Below are 18,242 nucleotides of genomic sequence, written 5' to 3'. Positions count from 1 at the left end.
CGGCGGACCGTAGATTTCCCTGCATGATCACTCACGCCTCCGAGAACCCCGTCCTGCGGGTCGCCCCCGCGGCTCCCGCCGAGGCCGCCGCCCACTTCCGGGCGAGCCTCGCCTTCCACGCCGACGTCTCCGACGTGGCCGCCGCCCTCACGGCCGGCACCGACCCCGGCTTCGCCGTCGTCGACACCCGCTCCACCGCGTCCTGGGACCAGGGCCACGTCCCCGGCGCCGTGCACCTGCCGACCGCGCTCGTCCCCGAGCAGGCCGAGCGGCTCCTCGACCGGTCCGTGCCCGTCGTGACCTACTGCTGGGGACCCGGATGCAACGGCGCCACCCGCGCCGCCCTCGCCCTCGCCGAACTCGGCTTCCGGGTCAAGGAGATGCTCGGCGGCTTCGAGTACTGGGTCCGCGAGGGCTTCCCCTACGAGACCTGGCAGGGGCCCGCCCGACGGGACGCCGACCCGCTGACGGCACCCGTGGAAGGCGAGTGCGGCTGCTGACGGCCCGCCGTGTAGGTTCTGGCGCCATGGCTCGATACGCGGATCCAGGCGTACTGGAGTGGGTGGAGTCGGGCGGCGGCCCGCTGATAGCCGTACCGGAGACGGTCCTGCCGTTCTGGGCGGGTGCCGACACCGAGGAACTCGACACGGACTACGACCGGGCGTGCGAGGTCGCCGGACACATCGGCCTGCTGCCGGTCGGCGACAGCGCGGCCCTCGTCCTCGGTGACGAGCCGGCCTCCACCTCCTACCTGCCCGAGCACCACACTCTCGTCCGCTGGTCGGCGGCGGACTCCGAGGACGAACTGCTCGCCGCCGTCCCGGCCGCGCTCGCGGAGGCCGAGTGGGGCGACGAGGTCCGCTGGACCGTTCCCGGCCCCGTCGTCCTCTTCGACTCCGCCCGGCAGGGCGGCGACACCCCGCACGTCGAACACCTCCGCATCCCGCTGGACCCGGGCCCGTACGCGGTGCGAGCCGCCTGGGCCACTCCGCGACCCGAGACCTGGGTCGGCCTGGTGCAGCTCAGACGGCTCGCCGGCTGACGGGCCGCTCGCCCGTCACACCCTCAACGCAGGTCGTCGAAGGCGATGTTCAGGTGCCGGGGGCCGCGCAGCACGGCGTTCGGCCGGTACGGCGGCGGGTCCTCGACCAGCCGCGGGTTCTCCAGCCGGCGGGCCAGCTCGGTCAGGGCGATCTGTGTCTCCAGCCGGGCCAGCGGAGCGCCGAAGCAGCTGTGGATGCCGCTGCCGAAGCCGAGGTGCTGGATGTCCTCCCGGTCCGGGTCGAACCGCTCGGGGTTCTTGAACCGCTCCGGGTCCCGGTTGCCGGCCGCGATCATCAGCCAGATGCGGGACCCCTTGGGGATGGTGACCCCGCGCACCTCGATGTCGGCGATGCAGGTGCGCTGCGGCACGATCTGCACCGGCGGCTCGTACCGCAGCAGCTCCTCCACGATGTTGACCGCCAGCCCCGGCTCCTCCCGCAGCCGCCGCAGGACGTCCGGGTGGCGCAGCAGGGTCAGCATGCCGTTGGTGATGAGGTTGACCGTCGTCTCGTGACCGGCGATCAGCAGCAGCACGGCGGTGCTGAGCACCTCCATCATCGTCATCGAGCCGTTCGGGCCGTCGCTGCGCACCAGGTCGGAGAGCAGGTCGTCCTGCGGCTCCTTGGTGCGCTGCTCGGCCAGGCCGGCCAGGTACATGCCGAGCGCCATCCGGGACTCCCGCAGCGAGTTCAGGAACTCCTCGTCCGCGCCCTGGCGGGTGTCGGGGTCGAGGCTCGCGACCAGCGGATCGACCCAGGCGCGGAACTTCGGCTCGTCCTCGCGGGGCACCCCGAGCAGCCGGCAGATCACCGTCACCGGGAACGGATAGGCGAACTGGTCGACCAGGTCGACCTGCCGGGCGTCGCCGAAGCCGTCGATCAGGTGGGTGACCGTCGCCGCCATGTCACCCCGCAGGTTGTCGACCCGGCGGGGCCGGTGGGGCGGCCCGAAGCCGCTGTTGGCGATGCGCCGCAGCCGGTCGTGCTCGGGCGGGTCCAGGCGCAGGAAGGACGGCGGCAGCCCGCCCGTCTCCTCCAGGTCGTTCAGCGCGTCGCGCCCCGAGGCGGCCACGTTGGCGGCGTCGGAGCTGATCCGCGGATCGTGGAGCAGGGCCTTGATGTCGTAGTAGGAGCTGAGGACGTAGGGGCCGCCCTCCTCCTCGTGCAGCACCGGGGTGGTGCGGAGCTCCTCGTACAGCGGGTACGGGTCGGCGCGGTTCGCGAAGTCGGTGATCCGGTTGACCAGCGAGTCCTCTGTCATGGCAGGTCCTTGGGCGTCGGGCCGGACGGCCGTCTAGTGGCGGGCGGGGTGGAAGACAAGCTGCTGGTCGGCCGGCGAGTAGCCGCTGAGGGTCACGGTGGGGCCGTGGGTGGGCAGCGACGGGTCGGGGAAGTCGGCGGCCACCGGCTGCCGGCCCTCGGGACGCCGGTCCATCGTCGGGTACTCCACCGGGAACGGCGCGCCCCGCTCGATCTGCCGCGCGTAGAACTCCAGCCACCGGGTGTTGTCGAAGCTCACGGCGGCGATGACGCGGCCCTGGTAGCCGTACACGCTGACGAACCGGCGCTCGGCCGGCGAGCCCTGCGTGATCATGATCTGGTCGCCCATCGGCGGCACACCGACGGACTTGATGTTCACGCCGAACATCGACGACCAGAAGGCCGGCATCCACAGGTGCGGCCGCCGGTCGGCGCCGTGGCAGATCATGTTGTGCGCGGCCGTCTCCGCCTGCGCCACGGCGTTGCCCCAGTGCTCCAGCGACAGGAACTGGTAGCCGAACAGCGCGTGCGGGGACCGCGCGACGTCACCGGCGACGAAGACGTCGTCCGTGACGATGCCCCGGAAGTCGAAGGCACGGCAGCCCGCGTCGCAGGCGATGCCCCGGGGCCCGGCGCCCAGCCCGGACCCGGCCAGCCACTCCGTGTTCCGCAGCGAACCCAGCGAGACCACGACCACGTCCGCCTCGACGACATTCTCGTCGGACAGGTGCACCGCCCGCACCCTGCCCGTCGCGTCGCCCTCCAGACCGGTCACCGTGACATGCGTGCGCAGATCGACGCCGTTCTCCAGCTGGAGTTCCGCGGCGACCGCGCCGACCACCCCGCCGAGGGCACCCACCAGCGGCGCACCCGCGCGCTCCGCGACGGTGACGGGGATGCCCATCTCCCGGCAGGCAGAGGCGACCTCCGAACCGGCGAACCCGGCACCGATGACGAACACCCGGCGCGGCCCCGCCTTCAGCCGGTGGTACAGGTCGGCCGCGTCGTCCCGCGTCCGCAGCAGACAGACGCCGTCCAGCCGGGCCTCCTCCTCCTTCGGCCAGGGCCGGGCGCGGACACCGGTCGCGATGAGCAGCCGGTCGTACTCCACCTCGTCGCCGTCGGCCAGCCGGACCCGTTTGGCCGACAGGTCGAGCCCGGCCGCCGGCACACCGAGCCGCCACTTGGCGTCGATCTCCCGGCGGTGCGGCAGTTCGGTGTGCAACGGCGACGCCCTGCCCAGCAGCACAGACTTCGACAGCGGCGGCCGGTCGTAGGGCTCGTACGGCTCGTCGCCGATCAGGGTCAGCTCCCCGGCGAAGCCCTCGGCGCGCAGGGTCTCGGCGGCGCGCAGGCCCGCCAGGGAGGCGCCGACGACGACGATCCGGCCCTCACGCCTGAGCCATTCCACCTGGTCAGTGGCCATCGGAGGCCCCCAGCGCGGACTGGGACGCCGACTCCTTCGCACCGTCCAGACCGTCCGCGGTGATCGCCTGCACCGGGCACGCGGCGACGGCACGTGCCAGCCGCTCCCGCTGCTCCTCCTCCGCCCGGGGGTTGTACACCAGCGACTCCTCGCCGTGCATGGCGAAGACGTCGGGGGCGAGGAACGCGCACTGCGCGTACCCCTGACACTTGTTGAGATCGACGACGAGCCTCATCGACGCTCCGCCCTTTCCGGTGGCCAGGTCCGGTGCGCTCCACCCCGTGGCGTGCGGTCAGCTCCGGACGGCGGTCATGTCCCGCACGCCAGCATGGGAGCCGGTCCGCGGTGCCGCCCGCCGGGAGGACCGTCCGGGTGAACGGCGACGCGGGGGCACCGGCACGGTCAGGAGGACGCGGCGGCCCGGGCCCTCGCGCGGCGGCCGACCACGAGGATGTGCAGGCTGAGCACGAGTGACCAGCCCGGGAAGACCAGTTCCGCCCAGGGCACGTTCGGGCAGACGAAGAGCAGCGTCAGCGTGGTGAGGATGCCCACGACCGACAGCCAGCGCGGCAGCACCCCGAGGCGGTGGCCCATCACCGACAGGGAGCACACGAAGACGGCCGCCATCCGCATGCCGTACCCCACCAGCAGCGTGTACGCGAAATTGCGGCCGAAGTCCCAGACGGACGGCCCGGGCGTCGCGCCCGTGGGAGCCTCCAGGGCGAGGACGGCGGACGCCGCCGCGGCGCCCCCGAACATCATGGCAGTGAAGATCAGTCCGCTGCCCAGGAAGACGGTGGCCAGAAACCGGTCCTCGACCGCCCCGACATGGGTGCGTACGGCGCCGACGAACCACAGGAAGAAGATGCCGGCGAAGGGCACCAGCGTGAGGGCCGCCAGCACGGCCCTGCGCCGCCCGGACTGCTGGAAACCCTGGGCGGTGATCGCGTCGGCCCCCGCGGGGACCCCCAGCCGGACCAGGACGATCGTCGCCGCCAGCAGCAGCGCGAACACGACCCCGGCCAGCCCGGCCGCCCCGGGTGTCTCCAGCACCCGCTGCCGCGGCCTCTTCTCCCGCATTCCCGGCCCGCCTCCTCCGCGTCGCCCCGGCACCAGCTAGCGGCCTGGCCGCCGCGGCCGCCACCGGGGGACGGCCGGACGGCCGACGGGGCGGGCGCCGCCTGCCCCCAAGGCGGGCCGTACCGGGCGGTCGGGCGGGCCGTGGTCGAGCGGTACGAGGTCCGCCGCCCGCTCGCCGGTCCCCCGCACCGGGCGCGGCGCACCCCTGCCGTGGCCGGTCATGTCCCCAGACGCGCACCACCCCACCCCCGAGGACCTGTGCCGGGACCCCGCTGCCCCTGCTGGGCCGTAGGGCCCTCGCCACCGGCGCCGGCCGGCGGGCGGGCGGGGATCAGGCACGCTGTCGCCCGGCGGCCGGCCGCGTACGGCGCCGCCGTCCACCTCCACCGTCACGTACCGCACGACGAACGCCCTCAGCGGCCGCGACGGCACCCCGGACGAGGTCGACGCCGCGATGCCGGACGCGCACACGCGGCCGTCGCGGCGCGGTTCCCGGCCGGACGCTGAGGGCTGCCCGGCGACCCGGCCCGCCTCGTCGCCTGGCCGGCCACCGACGAGGCGGGCTGGATCACCGGAGAGGACATCAACTGCGAAGGGCGGTTGCGGCGTTGAACCGGCGGACGACGGCCGGGAAGCCCCGGGAGGTCAGAGCCGGGCCAGCTCGTCCACCAGGTCGTCCAGGCCCAGCGAACCCTGCGACAGCGCCGCCATGTGCCAGGCCTTCAGGTCGAACGCGTCGCCGTGCCGCGCGCGGGCCTTCTCCCGGCCCAGCAGCCATGCCCGCTCACCGAGCTTGTAGCCGATCGCCTGACCCGGGATCGTCAGGTACCGGGTCAGCTCGCTCTCCACGAAGTCCGCGGGCCGGCTGCTGTGCGCCCCGAAGAACTCCTGCGCCAGTTCCGGCGTCCAGCGCTCCCCGGGGTGGAACGGCGAGTCCGCCGGGATCTCCAGCTCCAGGTGCATGCCGATGTCCACGATCACCCGCGCCGCCCGCATCATCTGCGCGTCCAGGTAACCGAGCCGCTCCTCCGGACCCGTGAGGTAGCCCAGCTCGTCCATCAGCCGCTCCGCGTACAGCGCCCAGCCCTCGGCGTTGGCGCTGACCCCGCCGACGGTCGCCTGGTAGCGGGAGAGGTTCTCGGCCACGTGCGCCCACTGCGCGAGCTGCAGATGGTGGCCGGGCACGCCCTCGTGGTACCAGGTCGAGACCAGGTCGTACACCGGGAACCGGGTCTGGCCCATCGTCGGCAGCCAGGTGCGGCCGGGCCGGGAGAAGTCCTCCGAGGGCGCGGTGTAGTACGGGGCGGCCGCGCCGCCGGGCGGGGCGATGCGCGACTCCACCTTCCGCACCCGCTCGGCGAGTTCGAAGTGCGTGCCGTCCAGGTCCTCGATGGCCTTGTCCATCAGGCCCTGGAGCCACTCACGGACCTCTTCCACGCCCTCGATGTGCCGCCCGTGCTCGTCGAGGTGCGCGAGTGCCACCCACGGGGTCTCGGCGCCGGGCAGGATCTTCTCCGCCTCCTGCCGCATCTCGCCGAGGATGCGGTGGAACTCCGACCAGCCGTACGCGTACGCCTCGTCCAGGTCGAGGTCGGTGCCGTTGAAGTAGCGGGACCAGCGCGCGTACCGCTCCCGGCCCACCGTGTCCGGGGCGCCCTCGACGGCCGGCGCGTACACGTCCCGCAGCCAGTCCCGCAGCTCCACCAGGGCGCCGGTGGCCGCGCGGGCGGCTTCCTGGAGTTCCGTGCGCAGGGCCTGCGGGCCACCGTCGGCGAAGTCCTCGAACCAGCCCCGGCCCGAGCCGTCGGTGTCCGTCCACTCCGTGAGCTGTTCGATGAACGTCGCGGTCGGGCGCGGGGCGGCGAACAGCTTGCGGTCCAGACCGAGTTGCAGCGACTCGTGGTACCCGGCGAGGGCGGCCGGCACCGCGCGCAGCCGCTCGGCGATCGCCGCCCAGTCCTCGTCCGTCTGGGACGGCGTGACCGTGAAGATGTCCCGCACCGAGTGACCGGGCGTGTGCATGTTGCCGACCGCGCGCAGGTGCTCGCCCGCCTCGTGCACGGCGAGTTCGGCGGTCAGCCGCTCGCGCAGCAGCCGGCCGCAGCGCCGCTCCACGTCGCTGTCCGCGCCGGGCCGGCGTTCCGCCTCGTCCAGCTTCGCCAGGGTGGTCCGGGCCAGCTCCGCCAGGGCCTCCTGACCTGCCGGCGAGTAGTCGGGCAACCTGCTCGAACTCTCCTGTACGCCGAGGTAGGTACCGGTGATCGGATCGAGGGCGATGAGGTCGTCCACGTACGCGTCGGCGACCTGACGGGGGAGCGGGCTCTTGGTGTCAGACATGCCGCCCATCCTCGTACGCCGGGGATCACCGCGTCACCCACGCATCGGGGGATTCAGCTCTGGGCGTGGCCGGGCGGCAGCAGTGGCCCGCACTCCCACTGCTGGAAGATCAACCGGGTCTCCACCCGGGCCACCTCCCGCCGTGCCGTGAACTCGTCCAGCACCAGCCGCTGCAGATCGGCCATGTCCGCGACGGCCACGTGCACCAGGTAGTCGTCGGGGCCGGTCAGGTGGAACACCGAGCGCGCCTCCGGCAGCTCGCGGATCCGCTCGACGAACGGTCCCACCAGCTCCCGCCGGTGCGGACGCACCTGCACCGACAGCAGCGCCTGCAGCCCGCGGCCCAGTCTGCCCGGGTCGACCTGCAGCCGGTGGCCGAGTATCACGCCCGAGCGGCGCAGCCGGGTCACCCGGTCCAGACAGGTCGACGGCGCCACGCCCACCTGCGCGGCGAGGTCCCGGTAGGTGGTCCGGGCGTCGTTCTGCAACAGACGCAGCAGGTGGAGGTCCACCGGATCCAGTACGACAGATTCGGCCATTGGCCGAACGTAGCACGGTGTTCGATTCCGGTGAACCGTTCGATGTTCACCCTTCCGCCCATGGACACAGCGAGCACCGGTGCCTACGACGACGTACGCACCGCCACGAGAGCACTGGCCACCGAGGCCGTGCACGCCGGCCGCGACGATCTCGCCCGCCAGGGTCTGCACGCCCCGCCGATCGACCTGTCCACCACCTACCCGTCGTACGACAGCCGCGGCGAGGCCGCCCGCATCGACGCCTTCGCCGCCGACGGCGCCGATCCGGTGGGCCCGCCCGTCTACGGCCGCCTCGGCAACCCCACCGTCGCCCGCTTCGAGACCGCGCTCGCCCGTCTGGAGGGCACCGAGTCCGCCGTCGCCTTCGCCAGCGGCATGGCCGCGCTCAGCGCGGTCCTCCTCGCCCGCTCGGCCGTGGGCCTGCGGCACGTCGTCGCGGTACGGCCCCTGTACGGCTGCAGCGACCACCTGCTGACCGCGGGGCTCCTCGGCTCCGAGGTCACCTGGACCGACCCGGCCGGCATCGCCGACGCGCTGCGCCCGGACACCGGCCTGGTGATGGTCGAGTCCCCGGCCAACCCCACGCTCGCCGAGGTCGATCTGCGGGCCGTCGCTCACGCCTGCGGTTCCGTCCCGCTGCTCGCCGACAACACCTTCGCGACCCCCGTGCTCCAGCGTCCGGCCGAGCAGGGCGCCCGGCTGGTGCTGCACAGCGCCACGAAGTACCTCGGCGGTCACGGCGATGTGCTCGCCGGGGTCGTCGCCTGCGACGAGGAACTCGCGGGCCGGCTGCGGCAGATACGGTTCGCCACGGGTGGCGTGCTGCATCCGCTGGCCGGCTACCTGCTCCTGCGCGGCCTGTCCACGCTCCCCGTCCGGGTCAGGGCCGCGTCCGCCAACGCCGCCGAACTGGCCCGCCGACTCGGCGACGACCCGCGCGTCGCCCGCGTCCGCTATCCACGGCTCGGCGGCGCGATGGTCGCCTTCGAGGTGCACGGCGACCCGCACGAGGTCATCAGCCGGGTCCGGCTCGTCACCCCGGCGGTGAGCCTGGGCAGCGTCGACACCCTCATCCAGCACCCCGCGTCCATCAGCCACCGGATCGTCGACGCCGACGACCGGCGTGGCGCTGGCGTGAGCGACCGGCTGCTGCGGCTGTCCGTCGGCCTGGAGGACGTGGACGACCTCTGGGCCGACCTCGACCAGGCCCTCGGTGTCCCGGCCCGCACCCCGGTACCCCTCCGGGAAGCGGTCCACTGACCGGGGTGTCCGCCGTCGTCCGGGTCGGGGGACCGGACGATCGGCGGGCGGGAGCGGTCGGCGGTGGTGCGCGAGGCGGCACCGCCGGCCGCCGGGCTCTGACCGCCGCCGTCGGCGTTCCCCGCGCGGACCCCGCCCGGCCCTGGCGCAGCGGTGGCACGAGGGCGGTCGGATGCGGCCGGCCCGGAGGCGAGGTGATGGCGGCCGGGACGCGGCCGCCCGCACCCGGCGGAACGCGGAACGCCCCGACCGGGCGGGACGCACCGCTCGCCGCGCTTGGCGGGTCAGTCCCGGCGCGTCGGGGCGCCGAGCTGGTCCTGCGCGGTGTCGTAGGCGGGCCGGGCGACGGCGGGTGCGGCGTCCAGCCGGGCCGTGATCACCAGGGTGCCCTCCTCGATCTGGTAGTCCAGGGGCAGTCCGAGACCGCGCATCGCGGCGACCATGCCGGTGTTGGAGGCCTGCGTCACCGCGTACACGCTCTCGCAGCCCGCCTCCACGGCCATCGTCACCAGCCGGCCGAGCAGTTCCGCGCCGATACCGCGCCGCTGCCACGCGTCCTCGATCAGCAGCGCGATCTCGGTCTCGTCGCCGTCCCACAGCAGATGCCCGAGGCCGACGACCCGGCCCGAGGTGGTCTGCGCGGCGAGGGTCCGCCCGAAGCGCGGGCTGAGCAGATGGTTCAGATAGCGGTCGGCGTCGGCGACCGGACCGTGGTAGCGCATGCCGAGGGTGCGCGCCGAGCACCGCTCGTGCATCGCCTTCGCCGCCGGCACGTCCCCGGTGTCGATCCGCCGCACGGTGATCTCGTTGCCCTCGGGCAGCGTCAGCACGTCCCGGCCCTCCGGGATCCGCGGGCCGAGCCGGCTGTCCAGCTCCACCAGCGCCCGGGCCCGCGCGAACTCGGTCGGCGTGAACGGCAGATACGGCCGCTCCACGGTGAGCACCCCGCCCTCCGGCCCCCTCAGCCGCATGACGGTGTCCTCCAGGACGCCCTCCACCGGCACCGGCTCCGGCCCGCGCCCGCCGCCGACCGGCGTCCCGGGCAGCGAGCGGATCGAGCACCGGCCCAGCAACTGACGCAGGGCGAGGGGAAGTTCGGCGGGGTCCAACGCGGTGCGGGCCGCGAGGCCCAGCACCCGGGTCGGGGCGTCGACCAGATCGTGGGCGTCGGCCCGCTCGATCCAGGTGGACCTGCCCCCGGCCAGCGAGACCGCCCGGGTGAGTTCGGCCGCCTGCAGTCCGCCCGGCGCCCGGACCAGGAACTCGTCCACGGTGCCGTCGGCCAGCGGGTGCGTCTGCAGGCTGAGGATGTCGACCCGGAACTCGGCCAGCGCTGCGCAGAGCGCCGCCAGCGATCCGGGTTCGTCCTTCACCGTCGTCCGCATCCGCCACAACGCACCGGTGCCGGCCACCTCGTCCGTCGAGGCGCCGGGCTGCCCGGTGGGCCCGGCCGACCGCGTCCGCGCGGCCGGCCGGGCACCGGTATCACTGACCGGCGGTGCGTGTCCGTGGCGCCGTGCCCACCAGACGTGGAAGCCTGCCGTCGCCGCCAGCACCATCGCGGAGATCACCAACAGGGTCGGACCGTCGGGTCCGTGGCCGATCAGGTTCGCCACCGCGTCCGCCACGGCGACGGCCGTGAAGAGCGCGGCGAGTTCGACGACGTCCCGCCGCCAGTGGTGCACGGGCCGTCCGTGCTTCGTCCGGGTCACATCAGACATGTCTGGAGTCATGCAGCCACTGTGAAGGAAGGGTGTTGCGTGATCACGAACGGTTTGTGACCGATGGGTAAAGCATGCTCCGCCCCATTTATTGCATTTTCTATTGCTGAGGGTGCGGCCAGGTCGCGCCCGGAGGCCGGTCCACGGCCCGGCCCGACCGGTTCACGCGGCCAGCGCCTGCGAGGCGAGCGCGGCGCGCAGCCGCCGCGCCTCGGTGACCAGCCGGGAACTCCCCTTGCGCGCGGCGATGCCCGCCAGATGAGGCACCTCCCCGTGTGCCCCGCAACGCTCGGCGCAGTCCGCCGCGGCGGCCAGCAGATCCCCGAACCCTCTGGCGGGGACGGCGGACGCCTCCGGCCGGCCGGTCGCGAGGTCGGCGCACAGCACGGGAAGGGTGTGCCGCAGAATCTCCCAGACCGTCGCGTGGGCACCGGTGGCCGCCGCCGTCCGAGCCGAGTCGGCCAGCCGCTGCGGCTTCACCGCGCCGCGCCGCACCAGCTGGCCCAGGTCCGCGCCCAGCGCCGCGGCGTCGAGCTGACCGCGCCCGGCCAGCACCAGCAGGGCGTCCACGGCGGCGAGCCGGTCCTCAGCGTGCCGTGCCCCGAGACCGTAGGCCACGCACAGGTGCACGGCCTCACCGGCCGGTCCACCGGACTCGGCGAGCAGCGGCAGGACGCCGGCACCCCGGCCGTCGTCCACGGCCGTGGCCGTCACGTCGTGCAGCAGCCGGACCGCGACCAGCTCCCGGCGCTCCGGCAGCACCGCGAGCCAGTGACGGCGCAGCGCGTGGTCCCAGTGACCGCACCAGCGCTCGGTGAAGACGGAGACCGGGCCGCCGAGCCGGTGGAACTCCTGCGGGAGACCCTCCACGAGCTCCGGCAGTTCACCGAGCTCCAGCAGTACGCGCGGGCCGTGGACGCGCCGCCGGACCGGAGGCCGGACCGGACCGCCCGCCGACAGCAGATGGGCCAGCCGCGCACCCTCGTGGGTGCGGAGCTCCCGCGCGTGCCGCGCGGCCTCCTCGGCCGCCGCGCGGTCGTCCGTGCGCACCCGCAGCAGAGCCTGGGCGAAGTCGGCCGCGCCGACCCGGGCGCCCAGCCGCCGGTACTCCGCGAGGCGGGCCACCAGGTCCGCCGGCTCCAGCAGGCCGGTGCTCCAGGTGGGTGTGGCGAGCAGCAGCGGCAGCGGATCCGTCCGGAGGCGGTACGCCACCTCGCGCAGCCGGGCGTCGAACACCCGGCTGAGGCCGGCGTGCGGGCACTCGTGCTCGTTGGGGCCGCGCCGCACCGCGTCCAGCAGCGTGGCCGTGCTCACCTTGCCCTGCAGGGTCGCGAGGAGCAGGTCGAGACCCTCGCCGGCGCCGAGTGCGCCGTAACGGCCGTTGCCGAACATGTCGTCCATACGCGGCCAGTGGGTGTCGTCCGAGGTCGCCCACCAGCGGTTCGCGACGACCGGTCCGAGCGCCTCACGCAGCGCCTCGGGGTCCCGGTGGGCGTGGCGCACCAGGCCGTCCAGCACCCGCTCGTAGGCGGCGACGCCCTCGTCGGCGGAGGCCAGCACCGCGCCGATCTCCTCGGCCAGTTCCACCGCCGTCTCCGGCGCGGGCCGCAGACGCACCGGCTCGGGGGCGGGCGGCAGGACCTCCTCGTACACCTCCGGCGACGCCACGGTGATGCCCGGCAGCGTGGCCGCCCTGGCGCGCAGCACGGGGGACAACTGCTCGACCGCCCAGCCCAGCTCCTCGAGCGAGCCCAGCCGTGCGGCATGCCGTTCGACCAGTTTGAGGGCGCGCTCCTGCACCTGGGCGTCCTCGTGCCCGAACGCCTGGGCCACCACCGGCAGCAGCTCCGCCGCGGTGCCCGGCTCACGGGCCAGCACCTTGCCGAGCAGCACCAGCTGCGCCCGCACCAGCTTCTTCTCCGCGCGGAACAACAGTCCCTCGGAGGCCTCCGCCAACTGCCGCGAGGTGAGCTCGCCGTCCAGGGCCAGGGACGCGAGCACCGCCTGGGCATGGCCGGCCACGGGGGAGACCGCGTCCCGGGCGAGGGCGGTCCACTCGGCGACCCGCTCCCGCTCCTCCTCCCGCCCCAGGGCGAGCCCGGTGAGCAGCGGCAGGAAGACCCGGTGGTCCGTGGGGCCGCCACCGCGCAGCAGCCGGGCGACGCAGGCGTCCACGAGGAACGCGCGGTCGAGGACACCGTCCCGCGCCAGAGTGAGGAGCGCGCTCTGCCACGAGTGCGGTCCGTCCTCCAGCAGCCAGCGCACCTCGCCGAGGTCCGAGAGCGTGAACAGACCGGCGACCAGAGCGGCCAGATGAGGCTCGACGCGCAGCGCGTCCAGCACCTTCGACTCGTCCCACCGGCCCCCGACGTGCTGGACCCAGCCGACGAGGTAGGCGTCCGTGACGGGCACCTCGCAGCCCGCGCGCGCCACGAGCCCGGACACCAGCGGGTACGGCACCCGCGCGGACACCGGCCGGCGTGCCAGCCGGTGTGCGACATCGGCCAGCCAGCCGGCGTCCCGGTGCTCCAGCGCCCGCAGGACGCTCTCGGTGGGGGCCTGACGCCAGCGCATGTCCGCGCCGGCGAGCCAGTCGGCGGCCGCCGCCGCGCCCGTCTGACAGGCGGCCCCCGCCAGATGCAGCGCCGGGGAGATCCGCTCGGACCGGGACTCCCACCACGGGACCGCCCGCATCTCCTTGCGCAGCTCCTTCAACTCCGGCAGATGAAGCCGCCGTTCGGCATCCGTCAGCCCGGTCAGCAGTTTCAGCGTGTCCGCCGTGCGGCCCGCCCGGACCGCTTCCATCAGCTCGCTCATCGCACACCCCCATCGATTCCCGCCAGACCCCGCCGCACCGCGCCGGCGCTCGCCGCCGCTCCCGGCACCGCGCCGCGCCGGACCATCCGCACCGCCAGCGCGTGCTTGCACGGCCCGCGCCCGCCCCGGTACCTCGCCCACCACAGACAGCTGCAGGTGAGCACCCCCGCCTCGTCCCGGACCCGGTGCAGATGGCCGTCCTCCGCCGTCACCGTGGCGAGGGCGCCGTCCACCGCCACCGCGCCCGCCTCGACCAGCGCCCGCGCCGAGCGCAGCCGCGGGTTGTGCCGCTCGGCCCGCCCCGAGTCGTACGGCAGCTCACGGTGGAAGTGGGCCGCCTCCGCCGTGTCGTACCCGACCTGGCCCGAGGTGCCCAGCCGGACCAGGGCGGCACGGACCCGCTGCGGGGTGAGCCCGGACGCGGCCGCGAGGTCGGCCACGTCGACGCGCGGCTCCCAGGCCAGCAGGACCGAGATCAACTCGGCGTCCTCCGCCGCCTCTTCCGTGGCCAGCGCGTCCAGCACCCCGCCCTCACCGGAGAAGCCGCGCGAGGCGTCGGGTGACAGCGTCAGCGTGAGCCGCATGCCGGGCAGGACGACCTCCCAGGCGGCGGCCGCCGGGGCCGTACCGGTGACGGCGGGGCCGTAGACCCGCAGGGCCGTCGCGTGGCGCAGCACCCGCTGGAGTGCGGTCAGCCGCTCCGGGCCCGGCAGGCAGACCGCGCCCGGCACCGGACGGGTCGTCGGCCGCAGCCCCCGGCCCACCGGTATCACCCAGCGCGGCGCGGCGGGGGCCCGGCGGCCGCCGTCGGAGCGGGGCAGTCCGCGCAGGAACCGCACGGCCTCGGCCGCCGGCAGTTCGGCCCGCAGGTCGAAGCCCGCCGCCACCACCTGCGCCTCGGCGAAGCCGCGCAGCCAGCGGTCGGGCAGCGGGACCTTCTTCTCCACCACCGGTCCGCCCAGGGTGGTGACCGCCAGCTCGTCCGGGCCGACCCTCAGGTGCAGCGGGTCGTCGCCGCCGAGGCGGGTCAGCGCCTCGCGCAGCGGGTTGTTGACGTCGACGTTCGTGGTGCCGTGACCCACCTCGCCGCCGTCCAGGCCCGGGGTGAGCACGTCCAGGCGGGCGTACACCCCGCCGCAGCCGGAGAAGGACTCGAAGCGCAGCCGGTCTCCGTTCCCCGTCACGACCGGGTCGAGCGAGGCACGCAGCTGCGGCTGGTAGTACCGGGCGGCCGCCACGTCGGCCACCGCGAGCAGTCCCGCCGCCGCCACCTGGGGTGTAGTCAGAAAGCCCGCGAAGAAGCTCGGATGGTCCTGGACACCCGTCGGTGTGGCCCCGCGGGAGGTTTCCAGCCCGAGTCGGCGCCCGTCCGCCGCCGACTCCAGCGCGGAGGGTCGGCGATAGGCCACGGCCTGCAGTGATCGCGTCATGGAAAAACCGTAGAGGCGACCACTGACAATGGGTCCGACCTGCGGAAACAGCCGAGACGCAGGGGCAGTTGCCGTGCCGCGCTCCGGGGGATGACGCCGGGGCGCGGCACACTCGACAGGGTACGGGGCGCGGGGGCCCCGCCGGTGTTACTGGCCGACCCGGCCCGGCTGGAGCGACTTCGTGAACAGCACGGTCCCGTCCTGCTCGCGCAGCCGGACCGTCAGCTCGCCGCTGCCGCCGTCGATGTCGACCTCGCCGAAGAACTGGTAGCCGCCCGCGGGCGACACGTTCGACGCGGTCGGCGCCTTCACGAACACCCGCTCCGGACCGAAGGTGCCGTCCAGCGCGCTCGCCGGGAACGCGCCCGCGTTGAGCGGACCGGAGACGAACTCCCAGAAGGGCTCGAAGTCGGTGAACGCGGCGCGCGACGGCTGGTAGTGCTGGGCGGAGGTGTGGTGCACGTCCGCCGTCAGCCACACGGTGCCGGTGATCCGCCGGTGCTTGATGAACCTGAGCAGTTCGGCGATCTGCAGCTCACGGCCGAGCGGGGCGCCCGGGTCGCCCTGCGCCACCGCCTCGAAGTTCGGGCGGCCCTCCGTCGTGTCGGGCACGACGAGACCGATCGGCATGTCCGCGGCGATCACCTTCCACACCGCGCGCGAACGGGACAGCTCACGCTTGAGCCACTGCAGCTGCTCGCGGCCGAGGATGCCCTGCGGGTCGACGGTCTGGCCGTCGGGGGAGTTGGCGTTGCGGTAGGTGCGCATGTCCAGCACGAACACGTCCAGCAGCGGGCCCTGGCGCAGCACGCGGTGGACGCGGCCCTCCTTCGCGCCCGGCCGCAGCGTGGAGATCGGGAAGTACTCGCCGAACGCCCGCCGGGCGCGTGCGGCGAGCACGTCGACGCTCTTCTCGGTGTACCGGGTGTCCGTGGCCGCGATCACCTCGCCCGGGTACCAGTTGTTGCGGACCTCGTGGTCGTCCCACTGGATGACCGAGGGCACCTGGGCGTTGAACCGGCGCAGGTTGTCGTCGAGCAGGTTGTAGCGGAAGTTGCCCCGGAACTCCGCGAGCGTCTCGGCGACCTTCGCCTTCTCCTCGGTGGTGACGTTCCGCCAGGTGCTGCCGTCGGGCAGGGCCTGGGTGGCACTGATCGGGCCGTCGGCGTAGATGTTGTCGCCGCTGCACAGGAAGAAGTCGGGGTCGAGCCCGGCCATCGCGTCGTAGATGCGGTAGCCGCCCCGGTCGGGGTTGATGCCCCAGCCCTGACCGGCCAGGTCACCCGACCACAGGAACCGTACGCCGTTGCGGCGGTGCCGGGAGACGGTACGGAAGGCGCCCGCCACCGGTTCGCCCGTGCGGCGCGGGTCGTCGGGGTCGGCGAGGAGCACGCGGTAGTGGATCTGTTCGCCGGACGGCAGGCCGTGCAGCCGGGTCGTGCCGGTGAAGTCCGTGCCGGCGTCCAGCAGCGGGCCGTGGAAGCGGCGCGGGTTGCGGAACGACTCCGTCGCCGACGTCTCCACGATCATCCGGGCCGGCCGGTCCGAACGCACCCACACCAGGCCGGAGTCGGTGGTCACGTCGCCCGTCTGCACGCCCCAGCCCGCCTGGGGGCGCCCGGACCGGGCGAACGCCGGGGCCGCGCCGAGGCCCACGGGCAGGGTCAGGGCCGCCGACGCGGCGAGGGAACCGCGCAGAACGCTGCGGCGGCCCGGGAACGGACGGTGTGACATGGCTGCGCCTCCAGGAACGGGATCCGGCCAGTGTGCAGAGCCACACCTACTGGGGTGCTGCGGCGCGCACGGAAACCGAAGGTGAACAACGGACCGTGCGGCCACCGGACTCCGTCGCGCTCACGAAGACCGACGGTACGTCAGCCGGTGGGCGCACTGGGTGGCATCGGCGCGGGTCGACGCCTACGGGACGGCTGCGGGGAGGGGCTGATACAGGTGCGCCGTCGGGTCGACCGGCACGCGGCCGTGCCGGGGCCCAGCGCGTGGCCCCTGCCGCCGAGCCGGCCACGCGCGCGTGGCTGCCCTGAAGCGCGCGTGTGCTGAGCCGGGCGACAGCGGCGGCGGGACGGCAAGTACGCCTGGCAGCTGCCGCTGCGGCGACAATCGAGACCGGCCGGTACGCGGCCGTGCCGGGGTCTCCCGCCCGCGACCGGCGCCGGTCGCAGGTTGCCGCTGGCATGGCGACGCGCGGCGAGCCCGTGCGCGACTGCCCTGACACCGCGCCCGTGCCGCGACGGCTGCCTCTGGGGCGGCGTCGATACGGGAACCGTGTCCGTCAGCGGCTGCCGTCGAGGATGACCCGGGCGACCAGGGCCGGGTCGTCGTTCATCGGGCAGTGGCCGCAGCCGGGCAGCCGCACCAGGCGGGCGTGCGGGATCATCTGCTTGGCGCGTATGCCCTGGCGGCGCAGGAGCAGCCGGTCCTGCGTCCCCCAGGCCACGGTGACCGGCAGGCCCGGCAGGTCGTCGGTGAACCGGACGGCGGTGCCCGCGCGCAGGGTGGCGTCGAAGCCGGTCGCCCCCACGAGGGCGAGCGTCTCGGCCACCACGGCCTCCGGAGCGCGGCGCGCGGGCCGGCTGTAGATGGTGCTCGTCAGCGCCGTACGGCCGGCCGCGCTGCGGCTCAGCCGCTCCACCAGCGGCAGCGGCAGCCGCTGGGCGATGCCCCGCATCGCCAGCAGCACCGCGAAGGCGTACCGGCGCTCGGCCTCCGTCCAGAACCCGGCGGGGGACAGCGCCGTGACGGACCGTACGCGCTTCTCGCGGCCCAGTTCCAGGGCGAGTAGTCCGCCCAGCGAGTTGCCGGCGATGTGCGGGCGGTCCAGTTCCAGGGCCTCGAACAGGGCGCCGAGCACGGTGTTGGTCGTGGGCAGGTCGTAGGCGAGGTCGCCCGGCAGGGCGGGGGAGGCGCCGAAACCCGGGAGGTCGACGGTGATCACGTCCCGCTCGGTGGCGAGGATGTCCACGACCGGGTCCCAGGCCTGCCGGTGATGGCCGATCCCGTGCAGCAGGACCAGCGGTGCTCCGTGTCCCACGCGCGCGTAGGACACGGTCACGTCCTTCGGGCCGTGCGCGGTGGGGACCTGGAAGGAGACGGTGGCGGACATGGGTGCTCCTCGTCTGGGTGCCGGCGGACGCCGTAGACAGCTTGTCAGCAATTACTACCGACGGGTAGCCCCAGATCGCCCCGGACCGGCCCCGCACGGGACCCGCCGGCAGCTCTCGGCGCCGGCCGCGCCGAGAGCTGCCGGCGCCGACACGCCGCCCACCGCGTCGACTCATGGCGCTGCGGGTACGCCCATGCTCGGACCGGTG

Annotated in this window: 14 protein-coding genes; 3 read left to right on the top strand and 11 right to left on the bottom strand. The window is 74.3% G+C overall.

Translation table 11 applies throughout. From position 1 onward, the window contains the following. The first annotated feature begins 23 nt into the window (after positions 1–23). Complete coding sequence (locus N8I86_RS07145; protein ID WP_073895107.1) at positions 24–500, top strand: rhodanese-like domain-containing protein; 477 nt, start codon at positions 24–26, stop codon at positions 498–500. A gap of 26 nt (positions 501–526) precedes the next feature. Continuing rightward, positions 527–1,042, top strand: a complete 516-nt coding sequence (locus tag N8I86_RS07140) for an Imm21 family immunity protein (RefSeq protein ID WP_073895105.1) — start codon at positions 527–529, stop codon at positions 1,040–1,042. A 23-nt stretch (positions 1,043–1,065) separates the two neighbouring features. Here the strand turns inward: N8I86_RS07140 and N8I86_RS07135 are convergent, their stop codons facing one another. The 6 genes from N8I86_RS07135 to N8I86_RS07110 all read right to left on the bottom strand — a co-directional run bounded on the left by N8I86_RS07135 (position 1,066) and on the right by N8I86_RS07110 (position 7,685). Then, positions 1,066–2,304: a cytochrome P450 gene (locus N8I86_RS07135; protein WP_263277414.1), complete on the bottom strand. Its 1,239-nt coding sequence runs from the start codon at positions 2,302–2,304 to the stop codon at positions 1,066–1,068. A 33-nt stretch (positions 2,305–2,337) separates the two neighbouring features. Further along, positions 2,338–3,729 carry an NAD(P)/FAD-dependent oxidoreductase gene (locus tag N8I86_RS07130; protein ID WP_263277413.1) on the bottom strand — a complete coding sequence of 464 codons (1,392 nt, stop codon included), beginning with the start codon at positions 3,727–3,729 and terminating at the stop codon, positions 2,338–2,340. Then, entirely contained in the window at positions 3,719–3,964 is a 246-nt protein-coding gene (locus N8I86_RS07125) for a ferredoxin (RefSeq protein WP_073895099.1), read from the bottom strand. Before N8I86_RS07125 ends, N8I86_RS07130 begins: the two co-directional genes overlap by 11 nt. Positions 3,965–4,131: 167 nt before the next feature. Then, the gene (locus N8I86_RS07120) at positions 4,132–4,809 is read right to left on the bottom strand and encodes a hypothetical protein (RefSeq protein WP_123438645.1); all 678 of its coding nucleotides are present in this window, start codon (positions 4,807–4,809) and stop codon (positions 4,132–4,134) included. Between the two features lie 645 nt (positions 4,810–5,454). Beyond that, positions 5,455–7,146, bottom strand: coding sequence for a DUF885 domain-containing protein (locus N8I86_RS07115; protein ID WP_263277412.1), 1,692 nt, complete (start codon positions 7,144–7,146; stop codon positions 5,455–5,457). Between the two features lie 53 nt (positions 7,147–7,199). Then, entirely contained in the window at positions 7,200–7,685 is a 486-nt protein-coding gene (locus N8I86_RS07110) for an Lrp/AsnC family transcriptional regulator (protein ID WP_073895094.1), read from the bottom strand. A gap of 60 nt (positions 7,686–7,745) precedes the next feature. Between N8I86_RS07110 and N8I86_RS07105 the strand changes: the two genes are divergently transcribed. Further along, positions 7,746–8,945 (top strand): trans-sulfuration enzyme family protein, encoded by a 1,200-nt coding sequence (locus N8I86_RS07105; RefSeq protein WP_263277411.1) that lies wholly within the window; start codon positions 7,746–7,748, stop codon positions 8,943–8,945. Between the two features lie 284 nt (positions 8,946–9,229). Here the strand turns inward: N8I86_RS07105 and N8I86_RS07100 are convergent, their stop codons facing one another. From N8I86_RS07100 to N8I86_RS07080, 5 genes are all read right to left on the bottom strand, one after another. Further along, on the bottom strand, positions 9,230–10,666 hold the full coding sequence (locus N8I86_RS07100; RefSeq protein WP_241841014.1) for a GNAT family N-acetyltransferase: 1,437 nt from the start codon (positions 10,664–10,666) through the stop codon (positions 9,230–9,232). A gap of 162 nt (positions 10,667–10,828) precedes the next feature. Next, complete coding sequence (locus N8I86_RS07095; protein WP_263277410.1) at positions 10,829–13,483, bottom strand: DUF7824 domain-containing protein; 2,655 nt, start codon at positions 13,481–13,483, stop codon at positions 10,829–10,831. Further along, positions 13,480–14,913: an SWIM zinc finger family protein gene (locus N8I86_RS07090; RefSeq protein WP_263277409.1), complete on the bottom strand. Its 1,434-nt coding sequence runs from the start codon at positions 14,911–14,913 to the stop codon at positions 13,480–13,482. Before N8I86_RS07090 ends, N8I86_RS07095 begins: the two co-directional genes overlap by 4 nt. 147 nt (positions 14,914–15,060) lie before the next feature. Beyond that, positions 15,061–16,647 (bottom strand): alkaline phosphatase D family protein, encoded by a 1,587-nt coding sequence (locus N8I86_RS07085; RefSeq protein ID WP_263277408.1) that lies wholly within the window; start codon positions 16,645–16,647, stop codon positions 15,061–15,063. 556 nt (positions 16,648–17,203) lie between these two features. Next, complete coding sequence (locus N8I86_RS07080) at positions 17,204–18,034, bottom strand: alpha/beta fold hydrolase (RefSeq protein ID WP_073895088.1); 831 nt, start codon at positions 18,032–18,034, stop codon at positions 17,204–17,206. Positions 18,035–18,242 lie beyond the last annotated feature (208 nt).

It is taken from the genome of Streptomyces albidicamelliae (assembly GCF_025642175.1).
Classification (GTDB): domain Bacteria; phylum Actinomycetota; class Actinomycetes; order Streptomycetales; family Streptomycetaceae; genus Streptomyces; species Streptomyces albidocamelliae.
The sequence above is the reverse complement of the archived record's forward strand: the minus strand, read 5'-3'. Positions and strand labels throughout refer to the sequence as shown.

Bases quoted from the DNA above. Each gene is read 5' to 3' on its own strand.
- N8I86_RS07125 (WP_073895099.1), bottom strand. From the start codon at position 3,964: ATGAGGCTCGTCGTCGATCTCAACAAGTGTCAGGGGTACGCGCAGTGC.
- N8I86_RS07130 (WP_263277413.1), bottom strand. From the start codon at position 3,729: ATGGCCACTGACCAGGTGGAATGGCTCAGGCGTGAGGGCCGGATCGTC.
- N8I86_RS07110 (WP_073895094.1), bottom strand. From the start codon at position 7,685: ATGGCCGAATCTGTCGTACTGGATCCGGTGGACCTCCACCTGCTGCGT.
- N8I86_RS07140 (WP_073895105.1), top strand. From the start codon at position 527: ATGGCTCGATACGCGGATCCAGGCGTACTGGAGTGGGTGGAGTCGGGC.
- N8I86_RS07120 (WP_123438645.1), bottom strand. From the start codon at position 4,809: ATGCGGGAGAAGAGGCCGCGGCAGCGGGTGCTGGAGACACCCGGGGCG.
- N8I86_RS07135 (WP_263277414.1), bottom strand. From the start codon at position 2,304: ATGACAGAGGACTCGCTGGTCAACCGGATCACCGACTTCGCGAACCGC.
- N8I86_RS07085 (WP_263277408.1), bottom strand. From the start codon at position 16,647: ATGTCACACCGTCCGTTCCCGGGCCGCCGCAGCGTTCTGCGCGGTTCC.
- N8I86_RS07100 (WP_241841014.1), bottom strand. From the start codon at position 10,666: ATGTCTGATGTGACCCGGACGAAGCACGGACGGCCCGTGCACCACTGG.
- N8I86_RS07090 (WP_263277409.1), bottom strand. From the start codon at position 14,913: ATGACGCGATCACTGCAGGCCGTGGCCTATCGCCGACCCTCCGCGCTG.
- N8I86_RS07145 (WP_073895107.1), top strand. From the start codon at position 24: ATGATCACTCACGCCTCCGAGAACCCCGTCCTGCGGGTCGCCCCCGCG.
- N8I86_RS07105 (WP_263277411.1), top strand. From the start codon at position 7,746: ATGGACACAGCGAGCACCGGTGCCTACGACGACGTACGCACCGCCACG.
- N8I86_RS07080 (WP_073895088.1), bottom strand. From the start codon at position 18,034: ATGTCCGCCACCGTCTCCTTCCAGGTCCCCACCGCGCACGGCCCGAAG.
- N8I86_RS07095 (WP_263277410.1), bottom strand. From the start codon at position 13,483: ATGAGCGAGCTGATGGAAGCGGTCCGGGCGGGCCGCACGGCGGACACG.
- N8I86_RS07115 (WP_263277412.1), bottom strand. From the start codon at position 7,146: ATGTCTGACACCAAGAGCCCGCTCCCCCGTCAGGTCGCCGACGCGTAC.